Origin of the sequence: Spirosoma panaciterrae DSM 21099, assembly GCF_000374025.1 — a bacterium.
GTDB classification, from domain to species: Bacteria; Bacteroidota; Bacteroidia; order Cytophagales; family Spirosomataceae; genus Spirosoma; species Spirosoma panaciterrae.
Window position 1 is genome coordinate 19,752 of sequence record NZ_KB893173.1, and the last position, 21,789, is coordinate 41,540.

Below are 21,789 nucleotides of genomic sequence, written 5' to 3' on the forward strand. Positions count from 1 at the left end.
ATCGATGCAAACGGGAACTGTTCAAAAATCCTCCACAAAGGCTAAACCAAACCTAAGTTTCTGGCAAATCTGGAACATGAGCTTTGGCTTTTTTGGCATTCAATATGGGTTTGGTCTTCAACAGGCCAATATGAGTCCTATTTTTCGCTATTTACAGGCCGACGAAGCAAACATCCCTATACTCTGGCTGGCCGGACCAATTACCGGACTGATTGTACAACCCATTATCGGCTCCATTAGCGATCGTACCTGGTCGTCGCGCTGGGGGCGTCGTAAACCGTTTTTCCTGATCGGTGCCATCGTAACCAGCCTAGCTCTTTTTCTGATGCCCAACTCGTCAGCTCTCTGGATGGCAGCTAGTTTGATGTGGATTCTGGACACAGGGCTTAACATTACCCAGGAACCTTTTCGCGCATTCATCGGCGATAAATTAAACGATCAGCAACGGGATTTAGGGTTTGCCGTACAAAGTTTTTTTGTCGGTTTCGGCCAAACGCTGGCCAACCTGATGCCCACCATTTTCCGGCTGCTTGGGCTAACAACTACTGCTGCCGTTGCGGTCAACGTTATCCCCAATAGCATTAAATACCCCTTCTATCTGGGCGGACTTGCTGTTTTGCTGGCGGTGATCTGGACGGTGTATACGACTGACGAATATCCGCCCGACGACATGAAGGAGTTTGAGCGGATGAAAAAAGAAGGCAGCGGTATTGGGGGGGCTTTTTCAGAAATATTCCATGCTTTCAAAGAAATGCCCAAAACCATGAAGCAGTTGTGGTGGGTCAAATTCTTCACCTGGTTCGCTTTGCCGCTCATGTGGCAATACCTGACGCTGGCCGTAGCCCGACATGCCTTCAACGCCCCCACCGCTGAGTCGCCGGGTTTTCAGGAAGGTACCGAATGGGGAAATATCTGTTTCGCTATGTTCAACGTCGGTTGCTTTACGATTTCGTTCTTCCTGCCAGCTATTGCCGAACGGATTGGCCGACGGGCTACCCATGCTGTTTTCCTGACCATCGGAGGCCTGGGTTTTCTGTCGATGTTACTCTCCAACGATAAGTACATCTTCTTTGTGGGTATGACCCTGGTGGGTCTGGCCTGGGGTTCGATTCTGTCCATGCCCTATGTATTGTTGTCCAGTTCCGTTCCGGCCGAACGCATGGGGGTTTATATGGGTATTTTCAATGGCTTTATCGTTGTGCCGCAGATCGTTAACAACCTGACGGTGCGATTCTTTTATCCGACGTTGCTGAACAATGACCCACGAAATGCTTTAGCTCTGGCCGGTGTGTGTCTATTGCTGGCCGCCGGAGCCTGTTTTCTGGTGAAAGAGAATCGGCGGAGCGAGGAAGCGGCCTTCCCCATTGAACCGGGTGGCAACTAAAATAGCGTACGAAATGGGGGACGGATTACCAATTATTGGCAACGACTGCCATATTCGCACTTCCAATTAATCGTAACTCGTATTCCGTCAATCACTGACATGAACTCCCCCGACCGCCCTTACGCACTGCTTTCCGTTGGCGAACTCCTGGCCGACTTCATTGGTCATCACGTATCTACTAATCTGGTCGATGCCCAGGACTTTCGCCGATATCAGGGTGGCAGTCCAGCCAATATGGCTGCCAACATGGCTCGTCTTAACAATAAAGTGGCCCTGGTAGCCTGTGTTGGCAACGACAGTATTGGCAAATACCTTACCCGCGAAATTAAAGAATCGGGAGTCGATACGCAGTTCATTACTGCCGACCCGCTTGAGCCGACCACCATCGTGGTCGTATCGCGCACAGCTGGTACGCCCGATTTTGTGGCATACCGCCACGCTGACTGCCAACTTCGCTCCGAACAGATTCCTGACTCACTCCTGGCTCAAACTCAGCTCTTTCATACCACCTGTTTTGCCCTCAGCCGTCAACCAGCTCAGGAGGTGATTGTCGATGCCGCACGGCGGGCACAAAAGGCAGGCTGTCAGGTTAGTATCGACGCCAACTATGCTCCGACCATCTGGCCCGACCGTCAGCAGGCCTGGCGGGTTTTGGCAGACTATTTTGCGGCTGGCGCACTGGTAAAAGTTAGTGAAGACGATGCAGAACGGCTTTACGGTGAGCGTCAGTCACCGGAAAAAGTCATTCAGGACTTTCACCAGATGGGCGCGCCCATGATCTGCATGACCTTGGGCGCTGATGGCAGTCTGGTTTCATATGATGGAGGGGCCAAACAGGCTCGTATTCCAGGCAAAAAAATCGATGTTGTCGATGTAACGGGTGCGGGCGATGCGTACTGGGCTGGTTTTCTGACAGCTTACCTGGATGGGTACGCCCCTGGCAATTGTGCGCATGCGGGAGCCGTTTTAGCCAAAATGAAGCTGACCCGTCAGGGCCCACTTCCCGAAAAGGTAGATCGGAAATTACTCTACGAGCAGTTTGAGTAAAATTCGCTCCAGGCATATAGGATACAAAAAGGGTAGGTTGACGCGAATCAAACCTACCCTTTTTGATTTGTATAATACAAGTGATACCTTATTTGAGGGCACCCACCTTATCGAGATCGAGGTCTTCGAGAACCGATTTCAGCTTATCCATACTCACCCCATGTCCTTTTGCCGAGACAATAAATCGTTTATTTACGAGCACGTTTATTTCCCCATCTTTGCTGGCGTTATCGTACTTCTCATACGACTTATTATCGCCCATCGTACTTGTTTTTTCATACCCATTGTCGGTTTCCTTATCAATTTCGACCATCGACCAGGCGGCCAGACCAATCATCATGGCCGACCCTCCTCCATCGACAATGGATAGTTCGATGCTTTCACTACCGTCGTCGTTCGAATATTTCCCATTGGCCGTTGAAATTACCATGCCTGCCGCGCCATTTTTCTCCCCGGTAGCTTCTTTACGAGGTAGTCCATCGGCATCAGCCGGGAGTAGCTCTTTCAACTTACGGAAATCGACGGTTTCGACAGGTCCGTTTTTCTGCAACTCTTCCGCCTTCGATGCCATTTCTTTTAGGGCCCCAACGGCTCCTATTGCCGAAACTGACTCGTCATCTTTTTTTTCTTCTTCCTCTTTTTCTTTACTTCCGCCACAACCCACCACCAACATCACCGGCAGCAATCCGGCCCATAACCAATGTCGATTTATTTTCATAGTCAAAATAGATAAGAATGGGGTAAAGGTTTAATGAACAGAAAGCTACGGTTTTAACCAATACGAAAGCGAATCTATTGAGTAAACGTAATTCGGATTTAATCCAGAATTAACCCGCTATTGTCTGTCCAGTTGTTTGTACTCGTCTGATTACACCTACTCAACACGCTTACAGTTTACATAGTAGTTTGAATCGGGCAACAGCGAAGTAATTTCTTTGACCGAAATCGTTTTCCACTGCGTAGTTGGTTGTAGCTGCTGAAAGGGTCCGGTTTCATTGTAACACACCCGAACCGGCATCGAAAATCCGGCAATGCAGTTTGCCCATCGGTATTGCACTCCTCCGGCCACCAGTTTGTATTCGAGTACGGGAATGCGAACATCGCGCAGATACTGATCAAAAACCGGCTTCAGATTCAATCCCGTTTGTTGAATCATGTATTGTTCAATCTGAGCACTCGTCACCGTCTGATGGTAAAAGGTTTTGTTCATACCCCGCAGGAGCTGCCGCCATTTCGCATCGTCGCCAACCAGTTGCCGGATCATATGGAGCATGTTTCCGCCTTTGTAGTACATATCTGCCGAGCCTTCGTAGTTGACGTTGTAAATACCGATGATCGGTCGGTCGTTGCGGATGTTGGCCCGACAGCCGACTACATACTGCGCCCCAGCGTCTTTACCGTAGTAGTATTCGGTAAATAGGTTCTCCGAATAATTGGTAAAGCTCTCATGAATCCACATATCGGCAATATCCTTGTAGGTTATGTTGTTGGCAAACCACTCATGACCTGATTCATGAACGATAATAAAATCCCATTTTAAGCCCCAGCCCGTTCTGGATAGGTCACGCCCTAAATAACCATTTCGAAAATGGTTACCGTAGGTTACCGAACTTTGATGTTCCATGCCCAGGTAAGGGGTCTCGACCAGTTTATAGCCATCTGCATAAAATGGATAGGGCCCGAACCAGTATTCGAACGCTTTCAACATTTTAGGCACCTGCTGAAACTGTACTTTTGCCGAATCCAGATGCTCGGGCAATACATAGTAATTCAGGGAAAGTGGTCCTTTTTCACCCGCGTACGTTTCTTCCCAATGCGCATAACGTGCGATGTTCAGATTGACTCCATAGTTGTTGATGGGATTCTGCACATACCAATCAAAGGTGCGGGTGTGATCGGGGTTGGTCGTTACCTGCCGAAGTCGTCCATTCGATACATCCGTCAGATCTTCGGGCACGGTTACACTGATTGCCATCGAGTCAGGCTCATCGTACATATGGTCTTTGCAGGGCCACCACGCGCTGGCTCCCAATCCTTGGCAGGCTGTAGCGATAAACCAGTTGCCCGCTTTATCGTGTTTCCAGACCATCCCCCCATCCCAGGGTGGACGTTTGGCCACGCGTGGCTTGCCCGAATAGTGCACCGTAATCGATTCGTTTTTTCCCGGCGTCTGCGGTTTCGACAGCGTCACAAACCAGGCATTGCCATCCTGCCGAACGGATAACGGTTTGCCATCCTGCTCCACACGGGTTATGCGTAGTGGTCGTTGCAGATCAACCTGCATAACCTTATTAGCCTTCAGCACTCGATACCTTATCGTTGTTGAACCGATCAGCGTACTATCAGTAGGCTGTACACGAACCTTAAGGTGGTAAAAGGTAAGATCCCACCAGGCTCTTTCGGGCGTAATCGACCCACGCAGCGTATCATCGTGCGTAAATTCCATACGCTGCGCCGATGAAAAGAGCGGCAAAAGGAGTGGGCCGAACATCAGCAGCCGGAATAGTATTGAACGATTAATCGTAGTTTGTTGCATGTATCATCCTTTTCTGAAAACCACCCTCCTAAATACCAATGCTTCATCCGGAACTTTCCAGTTCATTGCCTCAACGAGGACCGGGAGGGCAGTATTTCAGCAGGTAATTGGTATACAGGGTTCGTAAGTGCAGGTTGGTACCGGGGCCCTCCGAAATGCTATGCGTTCGGTTGGGATAAGGCATTACCTGAAACTGCTTATTGTATTTCACCAGTTCGTTGATGAGCACCTCAGCGTTGTCGTAATGCACATTATCGTCGCCAGTGCCATGAATATACAATAGATTTCCCCGCAAATTTTTGGCATAGGTCACCGGCGATCCATTCACGAAATCCTCGCGGTTCTCCTGCGGTAACCCCATGTACCGTTCCTGATAAATGTTATCATAAAACAACTGATTCCCAACGGCCGCAATGGCAATCCCCGTTTTATAGATGTCGGGATACTGAAAAAGCAGATGCAGGGTTGTGGAACCTCCCCCACTCCATCCCCATACGGCGACCCGGCTGGTATCCATGTAGGCATGCTGGCTCAGCAGTTTTTTGGCCCCCATGGCCTGATCCCGGATGTTGAGACGACCAATTTGCCGATAAATCGACTTGCGCCAGGCAGCCCCTTTCAGATTAGGTGTCCCCCGATTATCGAGTGCTACATAGAGGTAACCTGCTTTGGCCATATCGCCATTGAAAAGCCGATTTTGCCCTACCGAAAATACATCATTTACTGTACTACTGGCCGGTTCGCCATAGACGTAAAAAACAACCGGATATTTTTTGGTGCTGTCAAAATCTAAGGGTTTTGCCATCCAGCCGTCCAACGTTACGCCATCCTCGGTCGTGACGGTAAAAAAGTTAACGTTAGGCTTCGGAGTCGTATTGATCTTCAGGCCATTCGAACCATTTACAGGTTTATGGTCAGGCAGGGTCACCCACACACGAAAGGGCTGGGTCTGGTAATTGGTAAACGTATGCTGAGCCAGTCGGCCATTGGGAGATATGACATAGCTGTTCGTACCCGTCAAATCAGCGGGGGTTACCCGTTCGGCTTTCCCTTTTCCATCCAGCCGGGCACGGTACAGATACCGCTGATTGGTATTCTGTGGCGATGCAATAAAGTAAATCAGATTGGCTGGCTCATCGATATGACTAATACTGGCAACATCATACGAACCCGGTGTCAATAACGTTTCTTTCTTTCCATCAGCACTGATTCGGTACAGATGCTGCCAGCCATCTTTTTCCGAAAGCCACACAAACGCTTTTCCTGCCTCTACCCATTCCCAACTTCCCGGATCATCTTTCGCGTCGATCCAGGCTTTGTCGGTTTCGGTATAGATCGGGGTTATCGACTGTCCTGTTCGTGAACAGACCAGCAATTTACTTTCATTTTGCTTGCGGTTCAGTTGCTGCACGATCAGGGCGCTGCCATCCGGAGTCCACGCCATTCGGGGTAAATAGTGCTGCTGTGGGTCGCCCGGAATAGCCAGCCAGTTGGTGGAGCCTCCCGATACAGATACGATACCAATCCGGGCTGGCGACGGAGCCTCCCCTACTTTGGGGTATTCGACCGGGACAACATGCGAATACACTGAGTCGGTCGTGTTGAGCATCAGGTAGTCGCGAATGCCGGTGGCATCGACCTGCCAATAAGCAATATACTGGCTATCAGGACTCCACCGAAAACCATCCCGGCAGCCAAACTCTTCTTCATAGGCCCAGTCGAAAGTCCCGTTGATGCGTTTACGGGTTCCATCAGCTGTAAGTTGACGTATTTTACCCGTCGCTACATCCTCCACAAACAGGTTATGCTCGCTGACATACGCTACGTTTCGACCATCGGGCGACAGTTTGGCATACATTAGTGATTGTGACGGCCGCCCCTTTCCAAGCTGCCGCACCTCACCCGATACCCGATTTACCAAATAATAATCTCCACGCGTGTTGTAGCGCCAGACCCGAGCGGTATTGGTAAAAAGAAGTACATTGCTGCTATCGTCGGAGAAGGTAAAATCGGCAAAAGGGGTCGTCTGCCCACGACCGGGCCATTGTAGTTTAGCTTTGGCTAAAAGTACTGCTTTACTACCTGTTCGAATGTCTGTCCTTACTACATCACCCTGCTCCAGGGTGATGTATGCATTCCCATCGGACGACCAATGAATCTGACGACCAGGGACCTGCGCCCGCAATGTGTTGGTCGATAAATAACCTACTAAAGCAATGAAAAAGTAGCAATAAATGCCCGGTGTTGATTTCACAGATGAAGTGTGATTTACAGTCAGTAATCTCCAAAAATACACAGATTTCCGATACGGCTCAAAATGCGTCAGGTAACCGATTGCACAAAAACAGCGATACGGCCGGAGTGCTACTCCGGCCGTATCGCTGCAACGGTCAAACTCGTCAGGAATCAGGATTCTATCGGCTTCGGTTTTTCAGAATCAGGCACAACCACGGGGGTCCGGTAGCTACGAATCAGGAAATAAACACCCATCAATACCGCCGGAATACTCAACCACTGCCCCATATTTAAGGGTAGGTTGTCTTCAAAAGCGACCTGATTTTCTTTAAGATATTCGTAGAAGAACCGCAGGCTAAACACCCAGATCAGAAAAATACCCAGCATGCTTCCTCGCGGAGTACGCTCCTTGCTTCGATTCCAGAACCACAAGAGTACGAAAAACAGGATCAGACACGAAATCGATTCGTACAGTTGAGCCGGATGGCGGGGTATTTTGGCGTATTCGTTATTATTCATGAAGACAAAGGCCCAGGGCACATCGGTTGGACGCCCTACAATTTCGGAGTTCATCAGATTACCAAACCGAATGCATGCCCCAGCCAGTGCCACCACAATAACGATTCGGTCGGTCACCCACAAAAAGGTCTGATTCGTTAACCGACTTTGCTTCCGACGCGAATACAGCCAAAGTCCGGTCAGAATACCAATCGTAGCTCCATGACTGGCCAGTCCTGCAAAAGGTGGTGTAATAACGGTTAAGGGATGATGCAGTAAAACTTCTGGTTCATAAAAGAGAAAATGGCCAATTCGGGCACCCAGGATAGTAGCTACTACCATGTAAATCAGCAGCGTATCGGTATCGGCAACCGGCTTATGCTCTTTTTTATAGATGTAGCTCATGATCTGCATACCGATCAGAAACCCCAGTGCAAACAGCAAGCCATACCAACGCACCGAGAATGAACCAATGTGGAAAATTTCGGGATTAACTTCCCAAATAATGTATTGAAGCATAGAAAGAAAAACGGTTCAGATTAGGGGTTTCAGGTTTTTCATTATCACCGAATCAGCCGCTCAGCCGATCGTAAACTCGAAACCTAAAACGGCAAACCTACTAACGATCTGCGGCAAAGATACATATTGCGGGAAAGTTTTTGACCGTTTTACTGTTTAAGCGTATATGATAACATCTTTTTTAATTGGGCTGGTTCGGGTTTATCAGGCCGTGGTATCACCTTATTTCCCTAATGCCTGCCGGTATACGCCAACCTGCTCCCAATATACGATTGAAGCCATTCGTAAACATGGGCCTATACGAGGTACCTGGCTTGGCCTGAAACGCATTGGCAGGTGCCACCCCTGGGGAGGGCACGGCTATGATCCTGTTCCCTGATGGTTGGCTTTTTTTGAAGCTGGCTGACATTTTGACGCATTTACGCAACTTGCCCGATTTTTGCCTTTGCCGATAATCAATACCCAGAAACCGATATTGACTGACTTCTATTGACTGAAACACATGCTTGGAATCACTGCCGATAATCAATTAAAACGCCTTATTGTTGTAGGGGACCGCGTACTGATCAAACCCAAAGACCCTACTGACCGCACCGTCAGTGGCCTTTACTTACCTCCTACTGTTCAGGAAAAAGAGCAGGTACAGGCTGGCTATGTCATAAAAGTAGGCCCAGGTTACCCAATTCCTGTACCAACCGAAGATGAGCCTTGGAAAGACACCGAAGAAAAGGTAAAATATATGCCCCTTCAGGCACAGGAAGGCGACCTGGCCATATACCTGCAACGCAACGCCATTGACGTACAATATGAAGGGGAGCAGTATGTCATCGTTCCGCAATCGTCTATTCTGATGCTGGAACGGGTGGAAGATCTTTAACCAGAATTACCCTATTTACCGAAATAACCTGATTTTGTCAGCAGCTTATCCGACAAAATCAGGTTATTTCAATTAGCTACCCAATCCTGGTTTCGAATTAGAGCGTATCCAGGTATTTCAACACTCCAGCAAACTCTTTCCAGGACCTGAGTTTTATTTTCTGCTCAGTCAGATACGCATTTATCTGATCGGCCTTTTGTGGCAATGTATTCAGCAATGACTTTTTGTTGAGAACAACGGATTTCATATCACCGTCCGACAGTTTTTCAACGTACGTATCTATGGATGGTTTTGCCAATGCCGTCCAGATAAAGTAGTCTTCATGCTGTTCGAATCGTTTCTTACCAAAATCATTCGCCATAGTCTCGGTATTCGTTTTGACAACCGATACAATCCGTTTAAGCAGCTTTGTCTGTCGGCCGTCATAAACGAGCTGATAAAAATCGATTGGCGACCAGGTGGCTACTGACGGAAACCCTCTACGAAAGCGCAGGGTATCGTCAGTAACAATACCGAATTCAGCTACCGAATTGACCGGGGTAAGTACTTTGCCGCCTTCTACATACTCGACTTCGCCCGAATAGCTATTGTACCGCAGCCGAGCCGCTACCCGCTTCTGACCGTATACCAGCCAACCGTTCTGAACACTATCGCCGGGTATAAATGGGGAGCCTTCCACATCATTGTATGGCTTAAAATTCGGCGCATAAATGCGAATGGTACGGCTGTAACCATACTCAACCTGAGCCATAACCTTTGTGGCCATCAAATACAGAACTCCTAGTACTATTCGACAGATATAGAAACGCATAACTTCCAGCAAAAAAACAGCAACTACACGAATAGCTTGTTATCGGGTATAAATTGATGAACTTATTGTTCTCCAAATTTAGCGGCTTCGGTAATTCCTTTCCAGGTATCGGTTCGAAATGGTACCGCCGGAAAACCTTCCCGATTGTAGAGATTCACATCTCCGTTGTCGTCGGCCCAGCCATATCGGACGGCTACGGGAGTCGTTACCGAATCGGCATGCACCACCACCGTATTCCCCTGAACATCGGCTTTCGCATAATAGAATTTCTGATCGGCACCAGCCACTTCAAACCCTTTCAGATAGCCGTACTTATCCTTTACCACCAAACCATCTCCTGCATTCTGAAAGCGAATCGTAACCTTATCGCCGTTTACGGTCAGCTTATCAAACATAGGGCCGGCACTTATCCCCGACTTCTGGTAAGCGATTCGCATGGCTTCGGCGGCCAATCGCTTGCCTACATCCTCCTTATTTTTCGGGTGGATGTCTGACCGTTCGCCAATGTCGGCCGTCACCGCCATACCCGTATTGGGTAATTGAAGCGTCAGGGTTTGTGCTTCGCGCAATTCGGCCCATGTGCTTCCTTTCCGGCTATCGCCATTCGAGGCATTGAAGCTGGCTAGTTGCACAAACAAAAAGGGGAAGTCATACCCCCAATGTTTCCGCCAGTCCTGAATCATCAGCGGAAACGATTTCCGATACTGATAGGCCCGTCCGGCGTTTGATTCACCCTGATACCAGATGGTTCCGGCAATGGCGTATGGGATTAATGGATTCAGCATAGCATTGAACAACTGGGTAGCGTAGGTGTTGGGGCCTGGTTTGTACGACGATTCGCTCACCGAAGCAATCCGATACTGCCAGTTTCCGGCCAATGGAATCAACACCGACTCGCCCGCTAATCGAAGTTGTTCGGCTTCGCCCATCAAACCACCCGCTCCACCCGTATCCAGTACCCGCACAGCAATCACATTTCGACCTGGTTTCAGCAACCCATCCGGTATAGCATATGACCTCGGTGATGTCCCTTTACCCGATCCAACAAGCTGACCGTTTACGTACGTAGAATCCTGATCGTCGACAGGTCCGAATTGCAATTTCATTCGTTTAAGATCACTGCCTTCAGGAATGACTACCTCCCGACGGAACCAGACAACGCCATCCAGAGTAGGCAATCCTTTCCACTCCCAGTCGCCCAGTACATCCATCCACTTCCATTGCGATGTATTTAGGGCAGGATCGGGCCAGGTCCTAATTTCGGCAGCCGTAGGTAAGCCGCCCTGTTGCAATGCAATGAGCTTCTGCGTGCGCTCAGAGCCGCTTTTGATGACCTCTTCATAAGTAGCCGGAAGTTTACTGGCAACCAGTCGTAGTTCATCATGCTGGTTAAGAGCCTCCCGGCTGGTCCAGGTTTCGGAGTGAGTGCCACCCCAGGATGTGTTAATCAAACCAATGGGAACGTTCAGCTCTTTCTGAATTTGTTTGGCGAAAAAATAGCCGACAGCCGTAAAATTCGGGGCCGTTTCGGGCGTGCAAACATCCCAATTGCCTTCTATATTGTCTTTTGGCGTCAGACTCATATCTTTTTTCACCAAAAGCTGTCGGATATTCGGATAGTTGGCAACGGGAATTTCGGTTTTTGCATTCGCGGCTGCCCGTAGTGGCCATTCCATATTCGACTGCCCCGAGCAAATCCAAACCTCACCCAATACTACATCATCGTAGGTAAGTGTATTTTTCTTTCCTTTTACAATCAGTTGGTACGGGCCACCAGCTTCCATGGGGTCAAGCAAAAGCTTCCACTTACCCTCTTTATCGGCCTTAGCTGTTTTTGTCTGTCCGTTGAACGTCAGGGTAATTTTTTCGGCAGGATCGGCCCAGCCCCAGATCGGTACAGGCTTTCGGCGCTGAAGAACCATGTGCGAACCAAAAACATTGGGTAACCGGACATCAGCCAACGCGGCCTGCACACTTAACATAGTGACCAGGTAAACCCACAAAGCAAAACGTTTCATCTACGTAAAGATTAAGGAATAGAATCAGGATGCATAAAAAAGGCGGCTTTACTGGCCGCCTACTTCTATAAGTATAGATTGGTTCGTTGCTTAGCGAATCTTACTTGACTTTGATTTCCCCTGAACTTCCAGAACATTTGACAGGGCCCGTCGGACTGCAAAATTATAGCGCAGTGTAACCCCATAACTCATTCCTGAACCTGCTCCCTGCAACTGAGCCTGTTGGGCAACTGAACGATTGGCGGTATACGTTACATCGGTGGTTACCGAATTGGCCAGCCCCCATATTTTGCGAACCGACAAGCCCAAATCCACTGCATTGGATAAGCGGACATTGTATTCAGCACCGAGTTCGGCCAGAGTTGCCGTTTGGGCGTTTGTTGTGGTCTGTGTAGTCAGTTGAAACGTTTCGGGAGCTTCCCACCGGCCTGAGTATCGTTTGCCAGTTGTTATCGATACAACGCCATCCTGCTGGATTGTGTTGGGTACTACCCACATACCTCCGCTTAACCAGAAGCCTGATCGGAGCCAGGGCTTGCTGGTCGACACGAGCAGATGTTTACCTCGCAGTACAAACGCATTCTGATCATTTGAATAGCGAAATGAAACCCCAGGGGTTGTATTACTTATTGACATTTGTGAATGAATTGGCATACGGGAATAGCCACCTTCCACCATCCAGCGTTCGTGGTAGGCCCATCCCAATAAAACACCCCAGTTTACTTTACCCACCGGATCGCTCTGAATAAGTCCATTCAACGAATTATCGAGGTGTGCCCGGTCCGTCCGGACGAAACTTTCGAGAGATACATACCAGCGGTCGCGTATCTGCGGCCCTCCATAACGACTCATTAATCGTTTGTATTGCTGCCCGTTTTCGGGCAACCGATAATAGTCAGTTACCCCCTGACCACAAACAGGTAGTACGGCCAGGCCGAGCAGTACATACAGTAAGTAGTGTTTTATCATACGGGGTTCTGGTTAGATGGTATCGCAAATAACGTGATAAACATTTGTTTGTTAATCACTTACAACACTTTTTTTTATAAAAAACGATTAAAATTATTAAACGTACCTGCGCGCATCGACCGCCCTATCTTTTCTGAACAATACCTACTTAAAGACAACTCATTAAATTATTCATTTCGACCATAAAACCACCGAGCGAATAGCTTAAGCCGTTACGCTATTTTGACCCGTATGCTATTGTGTAAAAAGCAAAAACCCAGTTTTTAAAACTGGGTTTTCATTACAAAAAACTGATTAACCTTTTCACAGACAGACTGTTTTTAGGAGCCATGTTTCATAACGGGCACCGAAATGGTCATGTTATCCCAGGCAATAGCAATGCTGCTATTCGCTGGCGTAATGGTCAATTTTTCAATCGGTGTTTTATTCATCGAAACAGGGACTTTGATAGCCGCTACATCGCTGCCTTTAATTTTATCGTAATCGTACGCGCCCCACTGGCCGAGCTGGCTGTTCAAAATGACACTCCACTCTTTCTCACCTGGAATTGTAAAGAGTGTATAGGTACCGGCCTTTACCATTTTACCACCAAACATCACATCATTTTTAAAGGTAACTTCCGTCGCTTCATTGGCTCCGGTTCGCCACACTTTTCCATATTTTTCAAGGCTACTTGAGCCTTCAGGGCCAAAGATGACGCGCCCTTTTTTGGATGGCTGTCCATACACAACCTTAATGCTTTTGTCGGGGCTTTCAGCGGTCATTTTGGGGCTAGCCGGTGCCTGAGCCTGAACATGTGCCCACGTAACCGTAGCCAGCAAGAGTGCAAATACTGCAAATAGTTTTTTCATGGTTAACTTGGTAAGTAATTTAACTGTCTTTTATAAACAGTCTACAGTAAACGATAGTTTTTCGACCACGGTACAAAATGTAGGCCAAAAGTTGGTATTTTTATCCCTGCCAATGGTCAATTATCTGACTATTTATCTAATCCGAAGGCCCAACATGGCAACTACCTATTTTAGTAAACGTAATCTTCAGTTTTTACTGTTCGAAGTATTTAAAGCAGACGAACTAACCCAATACGATTATTTCAGCGCCCACGACCGTGAAACGTTTAACATGGTATTGGACTCGGCAACTTACATTGCCGACACCCTAATGTACCCATACCTGAAAGAAGTCGATAAAAATCAGCCAGAACTTAAAGAGGGCAGGGTAACGGTACATCCGCAGATTAAGGCGTACCTCAAAGCCATGGGCGAAGCCGGACTCATTGGTGCCGGATTCTCATTCGAGCACGGAGGTCAGCAATTGCCCGAGATGATCTGTTCTTCCGTCGGCTTTATTGTGATGGCGGCCAACAACGGTATGATGTACACAGGACTCAGTTCGGGGGCCGCCCATCTCATCACCTCATTTGGATCGCCTGCCTTAATCGACACTTATGTGCCCAATTTGCTGTCAGGAACCTGGCAGGGCACCATGGCGCTTACAGAACCTCAGGCCGGATCATCGCTGTCAGATGTTACGACAACAGCCACCCCACTAACCACTAACGATTCCACGGCAACTAGCCAGTCGGGCGTATACCGGATCAAAGGGCAAAAGGTTTTTATTTCGGCGGGTGACCATGATGCCTCTGAAAATATCATTCACCTGATGCTGGCCCGGATCGATGGAGCGCCCAAAGGTACCAAAGGCATTTCCCTGTTTGTTGTGCCTAAGTATCGGTTGGACGACCAGGGTAATTTTGTCGACAACGATGTTACCTCAACCGGGGTTTACCATAAAATGGGACAGAAAGGGGTTCCGGCCATGCACCTGACTATGGGCTCGAACGACGACACCATCGGGTATCTGGTCGGGCAGCCTAACCAGGGATTATCCTACATGTTCCAGATGATGAATGAAGCCCGTATTGGTGTCGGTATGACAGCAACTGCCATTGCGACGGCGGCCTATTATGCGGCTCTTCAATATGCGAAAGAGCGCCCACAAAGCCGTCGTTTGAATGAGAAAAACCATCTGGACTCTCCCCAAATCCCGATCATCAATCACCCTGATGTCCGTCGGATGCTGTTGTTTCAGAAAGCGGTTACCGAAGGGTCTCTGTCCCTATTGCTTGAGGCCGCCCGACTTTATGATCTCCATGAAGTAACGGAGGGTGAAGAGAAAGAGAACACCTTTTTGCTCCTCGATTTGTTGATGCCCGTTGCAAAATCCTTTCCTTCTGAAATGGGCGTACAGTCGGTTAGCCAGAGCCTGCAAACGTTTGGCGGTTATGGCTTTACCGAAGACTTCCCGGTTGAGCAGCTTTACCGCGACATTCGTATCACGCCAATTTATGAGGGAACAACGGGCATACAGGCTCAGGATCTGCTTGGCCGGAAAATGACCATGAAAGGTGGCAAAGCTCCCCAATTGCTCTTTGCCGAAATAAGCAAAACCATAGGCGTCGCCAGCACCTACGATGACCTGAAACCCTATGCCGACCTGCTGACCAATGAGCTAAAACGTACTCAGGACGTATTAGCCAGCCTACTGCCTTATGCCCAGCAGGGGAACATAGAACGGTATCTATCCGATGCGACTTTATTCCTCGAATTCTTTGGAATTGTAGTGATAGCCTGGCAGTGGCTCAAGCAGGCACTAGTTGCCAAACAGGCTCTTCTGACCCAAAATCCCGAAGGCGACGAACTAGCTTTTTATGAAGGCAAGATTCATACGATGAAATACTATTTCCATTACGAAGTCCCCAAAACGCTTGGATTAGCTGTTCGCTTAAAAGACCCCGAAGTTCTGACCATTGTTACAGAGAAAGAGCTAGCCTTATAAGTCACCGTTCTCCTGTCTATCAACAGCCCGGCCACACCCAGTTTATGGTTGTGGCCGGGCTGTTGATCTTTTTACATCCGTTCAGTAATTTGAGCTTTAGCCCCCTGCTTTACCAGTTTTTAAATACGGCTGATGAACTGACCAAATACTGATTTGAAGCTAGCCACAGTTGGTTTTATCAAATTTCAATTCCACCACGACATTAGCGTCCACAGATCCCCTTGAAGTCACAGTATTGGCAGGTTTCGAGCCGATCCGTTTTTCGGAATGGCTCATTCAGGTCCAGAATCTGCCGGATGAGCTGCTGTAAAATGTGTTCCGAATCAGCAATGTATTGACCAGGTTCATCGTTGGCACCGAATCGGACCGGGTTGGTTTTAAACCCACCGTTCAAATCACGGAACGAATAAAACCCGGCTTCAACCGGCATTCCACCCGCCGGAAATAGCTCTTTTTTCGCTTTATCACGAGGCAATCCCCCCCATTGGCTGATATTTTTGAGCGCCAGATAGCGATACATCCACAACTGGCGCATTTTTTCTTCCCGCCCATCTTTCAATAACTTTTCCGTTAAATCGGGTGGGGTTTTATCAGCCAGATCGACTCGGCCGGTTTTGTAATCGACAATCCGAATCTGTCCGTCGTATTGTTCGATCCGGTCAACCTTTCCGGCAATGCGCACCCGAATAGACACCCCCTTGTCAAGAGGAACATCCAGATGGGTTTCCAGTGTCTGTTCGGTAGCAATCACCGTTAGGCCCGTAAGTTTGTTCTGTTCACGCTGAAAATCGAGCATGAGTTTTTGCGCCAGTTCATACAACAGCAAGTTCATACCGGATTCGATTACCCGCCCCTTCATTGCTATAGCAAATTCCTCTTCCAGCAGATGCCTGATTATAGCTTCGTCGATAGGTCGCGATTTCAGCCGGTATTCTTTGTCCAATCGTTCCAGCACCATGTGTAGCCAGCTTCCAAACTCAGCAGCTCCCATCTTTTCCTCAATATCCTCTTCTTCGGCAATATTTACGATCCGGCTGAAATAGAATCGCATGGAGCAGCTGATAAACTGATTCAGGTAAGACGGATACAGGCCTTTCGTTGTCAGCATGGTAATAAGCTGTTTGCGAATGGCGGCCGTTTTAGGAACACGCAAATCGGTCAGATCGGCCACGGTACTCGCCCCAGCCTTACCAAAGCGCACCGCTGGGTAACTTAGCCGGATACGCCCCTGAGAAGCAGGCACGAGTTCATGCTCGAGCTGACGGATAAAACGGCTTGGCTCACCTTTACTACTTCCATACGCATCCGTTGATGTGGTATGCAAAAGCACAATATCGCTCGCTCGCTGGAGAAGTCGGTAAAAGTGGTAGGCCATTACGGCTTCCTGCTCCCGATAGGTCGGCAGTTTCAGTTCAGCGGCAATATCGAACGGAATCAATGAATTCAGCCGACGAGCCTGTGGTAAAACGCCTTCGTTGACCGACAGGATAATCACTCGATCAAAGTCGAGCGCCCGTGTTTCAAGCATCCCCATAATCTGCAACTGGCTCTTGCCTTCGCTGGTAAACGGAATACTTGTCTGCCGAATCAACTCATACAAAAACGTACGAAAACTTCGCACGGTAACCGTTGTCTGGGAAGAAGGCGACCCTTTCAGCCCCTTACCCTCTTCCATTTGCCGTTCGAGAGTAGTTTCGAGTTGCTTGAGCAGGGTAAAAAACAGATACAGGTACTCGATTTCGATAGCATCCTGACTTACCCGATATACATCCCGAAGCCGTTCGACCAATTCGTAAAAAACCTGAACAGCCTGCATGGGTTCATTTTCAGGCCATCGAGCAAACATAACCTGTACGAGCGGGTCGTTCTGCCCCAGCATCCTGAGTTCGCTCTCGGTCAGATAGACCCGCTGGTTCTGAACAATTTCTTTGGCCATCCACTGAAACAGGGGTTCGGGAGGCAGTTCCTCGCCCGACTCAAGTAGCTGACCGGGCCACATAAGCCCTTTAATGCGCTCATACTGCTTGACAAACGGGTGATTCAGCAGCTTCACCACATGCCGATGGTGGTACTTAAACACCCGGCCCTCTTTCGTCCGAAAGTCATGCACCGTTCGCTGCATTTCGAACAGCGTATCGATGAGTGTAAAGAGCAGCGACGAACGTAGCGACAGCCCCATGGTTACGTTCAGATCCGTCACTTTTTCGTCCAGCGCATATAGAACCGGGATTAGCAGCGTTTCATCGGCCAGTACGATTGCGGTTTTAGTTCCGACTCCTCTTGCCCGGCTCTCCTGCCAATCACTGTAAATTTTTCCGGCTACTTTGGCCTGCATGCTGGCATTGGGCACCCCAACAATCCGAATGTTCTTTTCGGAATTGAGCAGGTTATCCGATAGCTGAGCCAGGTCTTCCCGATTCTGTTTGGAGAAAAACCAGCCATTATCCCGGTATCTTCGCAGAAACTCACCTGCCTCCTGCCGCCAGTCGGCTACGTAGTATTGATCAGCATCCCAGATCAGTTCAGCTTTCTTCGCATCGATCAGTACCCGAATAATCTGCTCCTCAGCCCGGCTAAGCGCATTGAACCCAACAAAATAGAGTCGCTCATAAGCCAGATTATCCCGTATCAACGTATCAACGTTTTGCGCCAGGATTCGATAAGCCATCCCCCGATAGGCTAATCGCTGCTCACCCAATCGGGTATGGAGATTGGCATAAGCAATATGCAGATTTTCGAACAGTTTGAAATAGCGGGACGTACCGGGTGTTTCGATGAGGGGTTTCGCCGATGAGGGCCGATCGACCTGCCAGCGCTCCAGCGCTTTGGCAGCCGTCAAATAACTAAATAACTCCTGGGTATCGATAAGGTACTGATCGATCCGATCAAAATCGGCCAGCAACACGGATGCCCAGCCAATAAACTGCTCAAACTCAACCTGTGGGTCAATGACTTTGAAGACGTCATACAGTTCAAACAGCAAACTTACCGAATCGATCAATTGAACCCCGGCGGCATGAGTGATAAAATCATCGACAGCCAGTGCATGGGGAGCCAGGAAGGGCCGATCGGAGAGCGATGCCAGCTCGTCCAGAAAAACGGAAACCGCCCTACGGGTAGGTAAAATCACCCAAACATCGCTCAGGCTGGGGCCGTGGGTTTCAAAAATTCGCTGGGCCGTTTGCTGAAGAAATGTCATGAGTCGGTGCGTACATAACGGGCTGAACCAGGCAACCCATTAGTAAAGATAACCCACCATCGACCGATTCCGAGTCCAACAGCCCGACAATTTGCTGAAAAACCAACACAAAACCCATAAGCCGTTGGCTTACAGATGCCCCCATAAAATGAATTTTGCCGATGGAGTTGAATACCCAAAAGCGAACGAGGTGCCCTGCGGTTCTAGCAATTTAAGCTAAGCTGACAATTACACTAGGCCAGCAATTCGTTTCGTTAATAGGGTTACTATTTAGGGACTACATTAGTTTGTACAGTAATTACCTGACCAAAATCAACAATTTGCATACACCTAGTGTTACTTAATGACAAAAATCAATAAGTATAATTTATGCGAACTGCTCTTTATATGACCAGATAGCCGTAACCATGAATCGAACCAAATCTTTTGACCCTGTTTTAGTCGTTACCTGGCTGGTTGCCATCTTTTTTTCGCTCCTGTGCCACTACTGCATTTTGCGGTTGGTACTCGGCTGGCTTAAGTCCTAATCAATGCATCCGGTCGCCCCGTACGTCAAGGGTAGCCATGATGTCGGCTTCGACAGCCAGAAATTCTTTCCAGCGCTGGCGAACGCGCTCTGCCGGCAGATAGGTTTCGGCCAATTCGATAAAATTGCGGTAGTGCCCCGCTTCCGAAATCATCAATTCCCGGTAGAACTTCTGTAGTCCTTCGTCGGCAATGTTTTCAGACAGGAGTTTGAATCGCTCACAACTCCGGGCTTCGATGAGCGCATTGATCAGCAGATTATCCATCAACTGCTCATTCCGGTCGCCAATGGGTCGACGAAGGCGGCTGCGCAATTGGTTCACGTACTCGTCTTTGCGCTGCCGTCCCAATGGAATATTTCGTTTACGGAGTTCTTTCAGCACCCGCTGGAAATGCCCCCACTCTTCAGCCACCACGGGTGTCAGTGTTTCAACAATTGCTTCTTTATCAGAGTATTGGACAATGAGCGAGATGCACGATGAGGCCGCTTTCTGCTCGCAGTAGGCATGATCGATCAAAATATCGCCAATGTTCATTTCGGCAATGTTGACCCAGCGTGGGTCGGTTGGCAATTCAAGCCCTAAGGTTGTCAGCGACATAAACGTCGAAAGCTGGATTGGGAAATATACGTCTATCCTGTTTAATTCGGGTAGTTCTCCGAGCAAAGTTAACCAGTTGGGGCGAAATCGACGGTTCCATAACCCCATCCCCCACTTTTTTGTTAATTGACTCTAGCCAGTCCATCATGAAATTAGCTTCCAGCTTTATACTGCTTTTTGCGGCTCTCCAGCTATCGGCCTGTCATCAACAATCGACCGACAAACCAGCCAATACAACCATCGATATACATCCAGCCCAATTACCTGCTCAACAACCCGGTGAAGCAATAGCTACGTTCGCAGGAGGATGTTTCTGGGCCATTCAGGAAGAAATGAAATCACTAAAAGGGGTCAGGATTGCGGTTTCGGGCTATGCCGGTGGTGACCTGGATTATCCAACTTATGAGCAGGTCAGCACCGACCAGACCGGGCATGCCGAAACTGTTCAGGTTTACTATAACCCTAAGGTGATTTCGTATGACGTGCTGCTCGATGCGTTCTTCGCTGGTCACGATGCCACTCAACTCAACCGGCAGGGGCCCGATAGAGGCAAACATTACCGATCGGCCATCTTCTATCGTACCCCCGATGAGAAAGCACGAATCGAAGCCGCCATTCGTCGTGAAACCGCGTCTGGGCACCACAAAGGGAAAGTAGTCACGCAGGTTGAGCCGTTCAACGCATTTTTTCCGGCCGAGGTGTATCATCAGGATTATTACGAGCACAATGATTACAATATGTACATCCAGCTCGTTTCAAAACCCAAAGTCGAAACCTTTCGGGAACGCATGGAAGCGTGGTTGAAGTAATCGACACGCAGCATAAACCGAAACCCGTAAATCGTAAACCTTTGCTAACATTCGACCCGTTCTACGACCATTTCCCCATTCCCGCAACCGTTCGGCCTAATCTGATATTGTGGGATTCGGTCGAACCTTGTAACATTGTTCTGTCTTTCAACTAACTGACTGACTCCTATGCCAGACTCTGATAAATCCATTGGGCGTAAAATTCTGAGTTTCTTCATTAAAGAAGAAGAACCGGGGGTAGCAACGGGCTCCACACCGGCTACTAGCCCCGCTTCACCCCGGCCAGCTCCTACCCAGTCGGCTCCAGCAACCCCAACGCCAGAACCAGTAGCAACAGGCTCTATCGACTCAAAGTTTGCCGAGCACTTTGCAACCGTACTGGCGCAGAACAATCCGCCCGGCCCCGACTATTTTGAGTTTCGGGAAGCTTTACGCAGCCTGTCGAACCTGGGATTACCCGAAGATAAGCAGTATCAGGCGGCCTGGGCCAGCTTTAAGGCAATGGGAGGAAGTACCGATATGGCCACTTTGACCAATACGGCAAATGGTTATATTGCAGCACTCAGCAAAGATCGGGATGCCTTTGGTAAAAGTGTGGAAGCAGCCCTGGCCGAACGTGTTGGTGGATTGCAAAACGAGCAAAAACGACTGCAGACGGAAAACGAGTCGCTGGCTAAACAATTGATCGAGATTCAGAAACAGATTGACGCTAATACGGCCCGACTGACCAGTATCAGTGGAGAAATTACCGAGCAGGGAGGCAAAATCACACAGAATAAACAGAATTACGAAACCACGTTTGCCCACTTTGTTGATCAGATTAAAGGCGATATCGCCAAAATGACACAGTATTTAAAATAACAGATGATGTCGGATGTATGGCGTAGGCAAAACACCCTATCCCAATACATCCTCCATTATACAT

At 48.7% G+C, this 21,789-nt stretch carries 17 protein-coding genes; 7 read left to right on the forward strand and 10 right to left on the reverse strand.

Annotated elements, in window-relative coordinates; translation table 11 throughout:
- Window positions 1-4: 4 nt before the first annotated feature.
- Both B153_RS0103425 and B153_RS0103430 read left to right on the forward strand, forming a co-directional pair.
- Complete coding sequence (locus tag B153_RS0103425) at window positions 5-1,384, forward strand: MFS transporter (protein WP_020595264.1); 1,380 nt, start codon at window positions 5-7, stop codon at window positions 1,382-1,384.
- A 99-nt stretch (window positions 1,385-1,483) separates the two neighbouring features.
- The gene (locus B153_RS0103430) at window positions 1,484-2,431 is read left to right on the forward strand and encodes a carbohydrate kinase family protein (RefSeq protein WP_020595265.1); all 948 of its coding nucleotides are present in this window, start codon (window positions 1,484-1,486) and stop codon (window positions 2,429-2,431) included.
- Window positions 2,432-2,519: 88 nt separating this feature from the next.
- Here B153_RS0103430 and B153_RS0103435 read toward each other — a convergent pair whose 3' ends face one another.
- The 4 genes from B153_RS0103435 to lgt form a co-directional block, all read right to left on the reverse strand.
- A complete protein-coding gene (locus B153_RS0103435; protein WP_020595266.1) occupies window positions 2,520-3,149 on the reverse strand; it encodes a hypothetical protein in 630 nt (209 codons plus the stop codon).
- A 156-nt stretch (window positions 3,150-3,305) separates the two neighbouring features.
- Window positions 3,306-4,967: a M1 family metallopeptidase gene (locus B153_RS0103440; RefSeq protein ID WP_020595267.1), complete on the reverse strand. Its 1,662-nt coding sequence runs from the start codon at window positions 4,965-4,967 to the stop codon at window positions 3,306-3,308.
- 70 nt (window positions 4,968-5,037) lie between these two features.
- Entirely contained in the window at window positions 5,038-7,221 is a 2,184-nt protein-coding gene (locus B153_RS0103445) for a S9 family peptidase (RefSeq protein ID WP_020595268.1), read from the reverse strand.
- Window positions 7,222-7,373: 152 nt separating this feature from the next.
- Window positions 7,374-8,219: a prolipoprotein diacylglyceryl transferase gene (gene lgt, locus B153_RS0103450; RefSeq protein WP_020595269.1), complete on the reverse strand. Its 846-nt coding sequence runs from the start codon at window positions 8,217-8,219 to the stop codon at window positions 7,374-7,376.
- Window positions 8,220-8,385: 166 nt separating this feature from the next.
- On the opposite strand from lgt, the gene yidD reads away from it, so the two are divergent.
- Both yidD and B153_RS0103455 read left to right on the forward strand, forming a co-directional pair.
- Window positions 8,386-8,598: a membrane protein insertion efficiency factor YidD gene (gene yidD / locus B153_RS34565; protein WP_040760781.1), complete on the forward strand. Its 213-nt coding sequence runs from the start codon at window positions 8,386-8,388 to the stop codon at window positions 8,596-8,598.
- 123 nt (window positions 8,599-8,721) lie between these two features.
- Window positions 8,722-9,096, forward strand: a complete 375-nt coding sequence (locus tag B153_RS0103455) for a co-chaperone GroES (RefSeq protein WP_020595270.1) — start codon at window positions 8,722-8,724, stop codon at window positions 9,094-9,096.
- Window positions 9,097-9,193: 97 nt separating this feature from the next.
- Here the strand turns inward: B153_RS0103455 and B153_RS0103460 are convergent, their stop codons facing one another.
- The 4 genes from B153_RS0103460 to B153_RS0103475 form a co-directional block, all read right to left on the reverse strand.
- A complete protein-coding gene (locus tag B153_RS0103460) occupies window positions 9,194-9,862 on the reverse strand; it encodes a hypothetical protein (RefSeq protein WP_020595271.1) in 669 nt (222 codons plus the stop codon).
- Between the two features lie 107 nt (window positions 9,863-9,969).
- Entirely contained in the window at window positions 9,970-11,925 is a 1,956-nt protein-coding gene (locus B153_RS0103465) for a sialate O-acetylesterase (protein ID WP_020595272.1), read from the reverse strand.
- 90 nt (window positions 11,926-12,015) lie between these two features.
- Complete coding sequence (locus B153_RS0103470; protein ID WP_020595273.1) at window positions 12,016-12,894, reverse strand: hypothetical protein; 879 nt, start codon at window positions 12,892-12,894, stop codon at window positions 12,016-12,018.
- A gap of 320 nt (window positions 12,895-13,214) precedes the next feature.
- Window positions 13,215-13,745, reverse strand: coding sequence for a DUF2911 domain-containing protein (locus B153_RS0103475; protein ID WP_020595274.1), 531 nt, complete (start codon window positions 13,743-13,745; stop codon window positions 13,215-13,217).
- 154 nt (window positions 13,746-13,899) lie between these two features.
- On the opposite strand from B153_RS0103475, the gene B153_RS0103480 reads away from it, so the two are divergent.
- Window positions 13,900-15,732 (forward strand): acyl-CoA dehydrogenase, encoded by a 1,833-nt coding sequence (locus B153_RS0103480; protein WP_026261883.1) that lies wholly within the window; start codon window positions 13,900-13,902, stop codon window positions 15,730-15,732.
- Window positions 15,733-15,934: 202 nt separating this feature from the next.
- Here the strand turns inward: B153_RS0103480 and B153_RS0103490 are convergent, their stop codons facing one another.
- Window positions 15,935-18,931 (reverse strand): PD-(D/E)XK nuclease family protein, encoded by a 2,997-nt coding sequence (locus tag B153_RS0103490; RefSeq protein ID WP_020595277.1) that lies wholly within the window; start codon window positions 18,929-18,931, stop codon window positions 15,935-15,937.
- A 527-nt stretch (window positions 18,932-19,458) separates the two neighbouring features.
- Window positions 19,459-20,055 carry a MiaE family protein gene (locus B153_RS0103495; protein ID WP_020595278.1) on the reverse strand — a complete coding sequence of 199 codons (597 nt, stop codon included), beginning with the start codon at window positions 20,053-20,055 and terminating at the stop codon, window positions 19,459-19,461.
- Window positions 20,056-20,201: 146 nt separating this feature from the next.
- On the opposite strand from B153_RS0103495, the gene msrA reads away from it, so the two are divergent.
- Complete coding sequence (gene msrA / locus B153_RS0103500) at window positions 20,202-20,864, forward strand: peptide-methionine (S)-S-oxide reductase MsrA (RefSeq protein ID WP_020595280.1); 663 nt, start codon at window positions 20,202-20,204, stop codon at window positions 20,862-20,864.
- Window positions 20,865-21,032: 168 nt separating this feature from the next.
- Window positions 21,033-21,725: a hypothetical protein gene (locus tag B153_RS0103505; RefSeq protein ID WP_020595281.1), complete on the forward strand. Its 693-nt coding sequence runs from the start codon at window positions 21,033-21,035 to the stop codon at window positions 21,723-21,725.
- The last annotated feature ends 64 nt before the right edge of the window (window positions 21,726-21,789 follow it).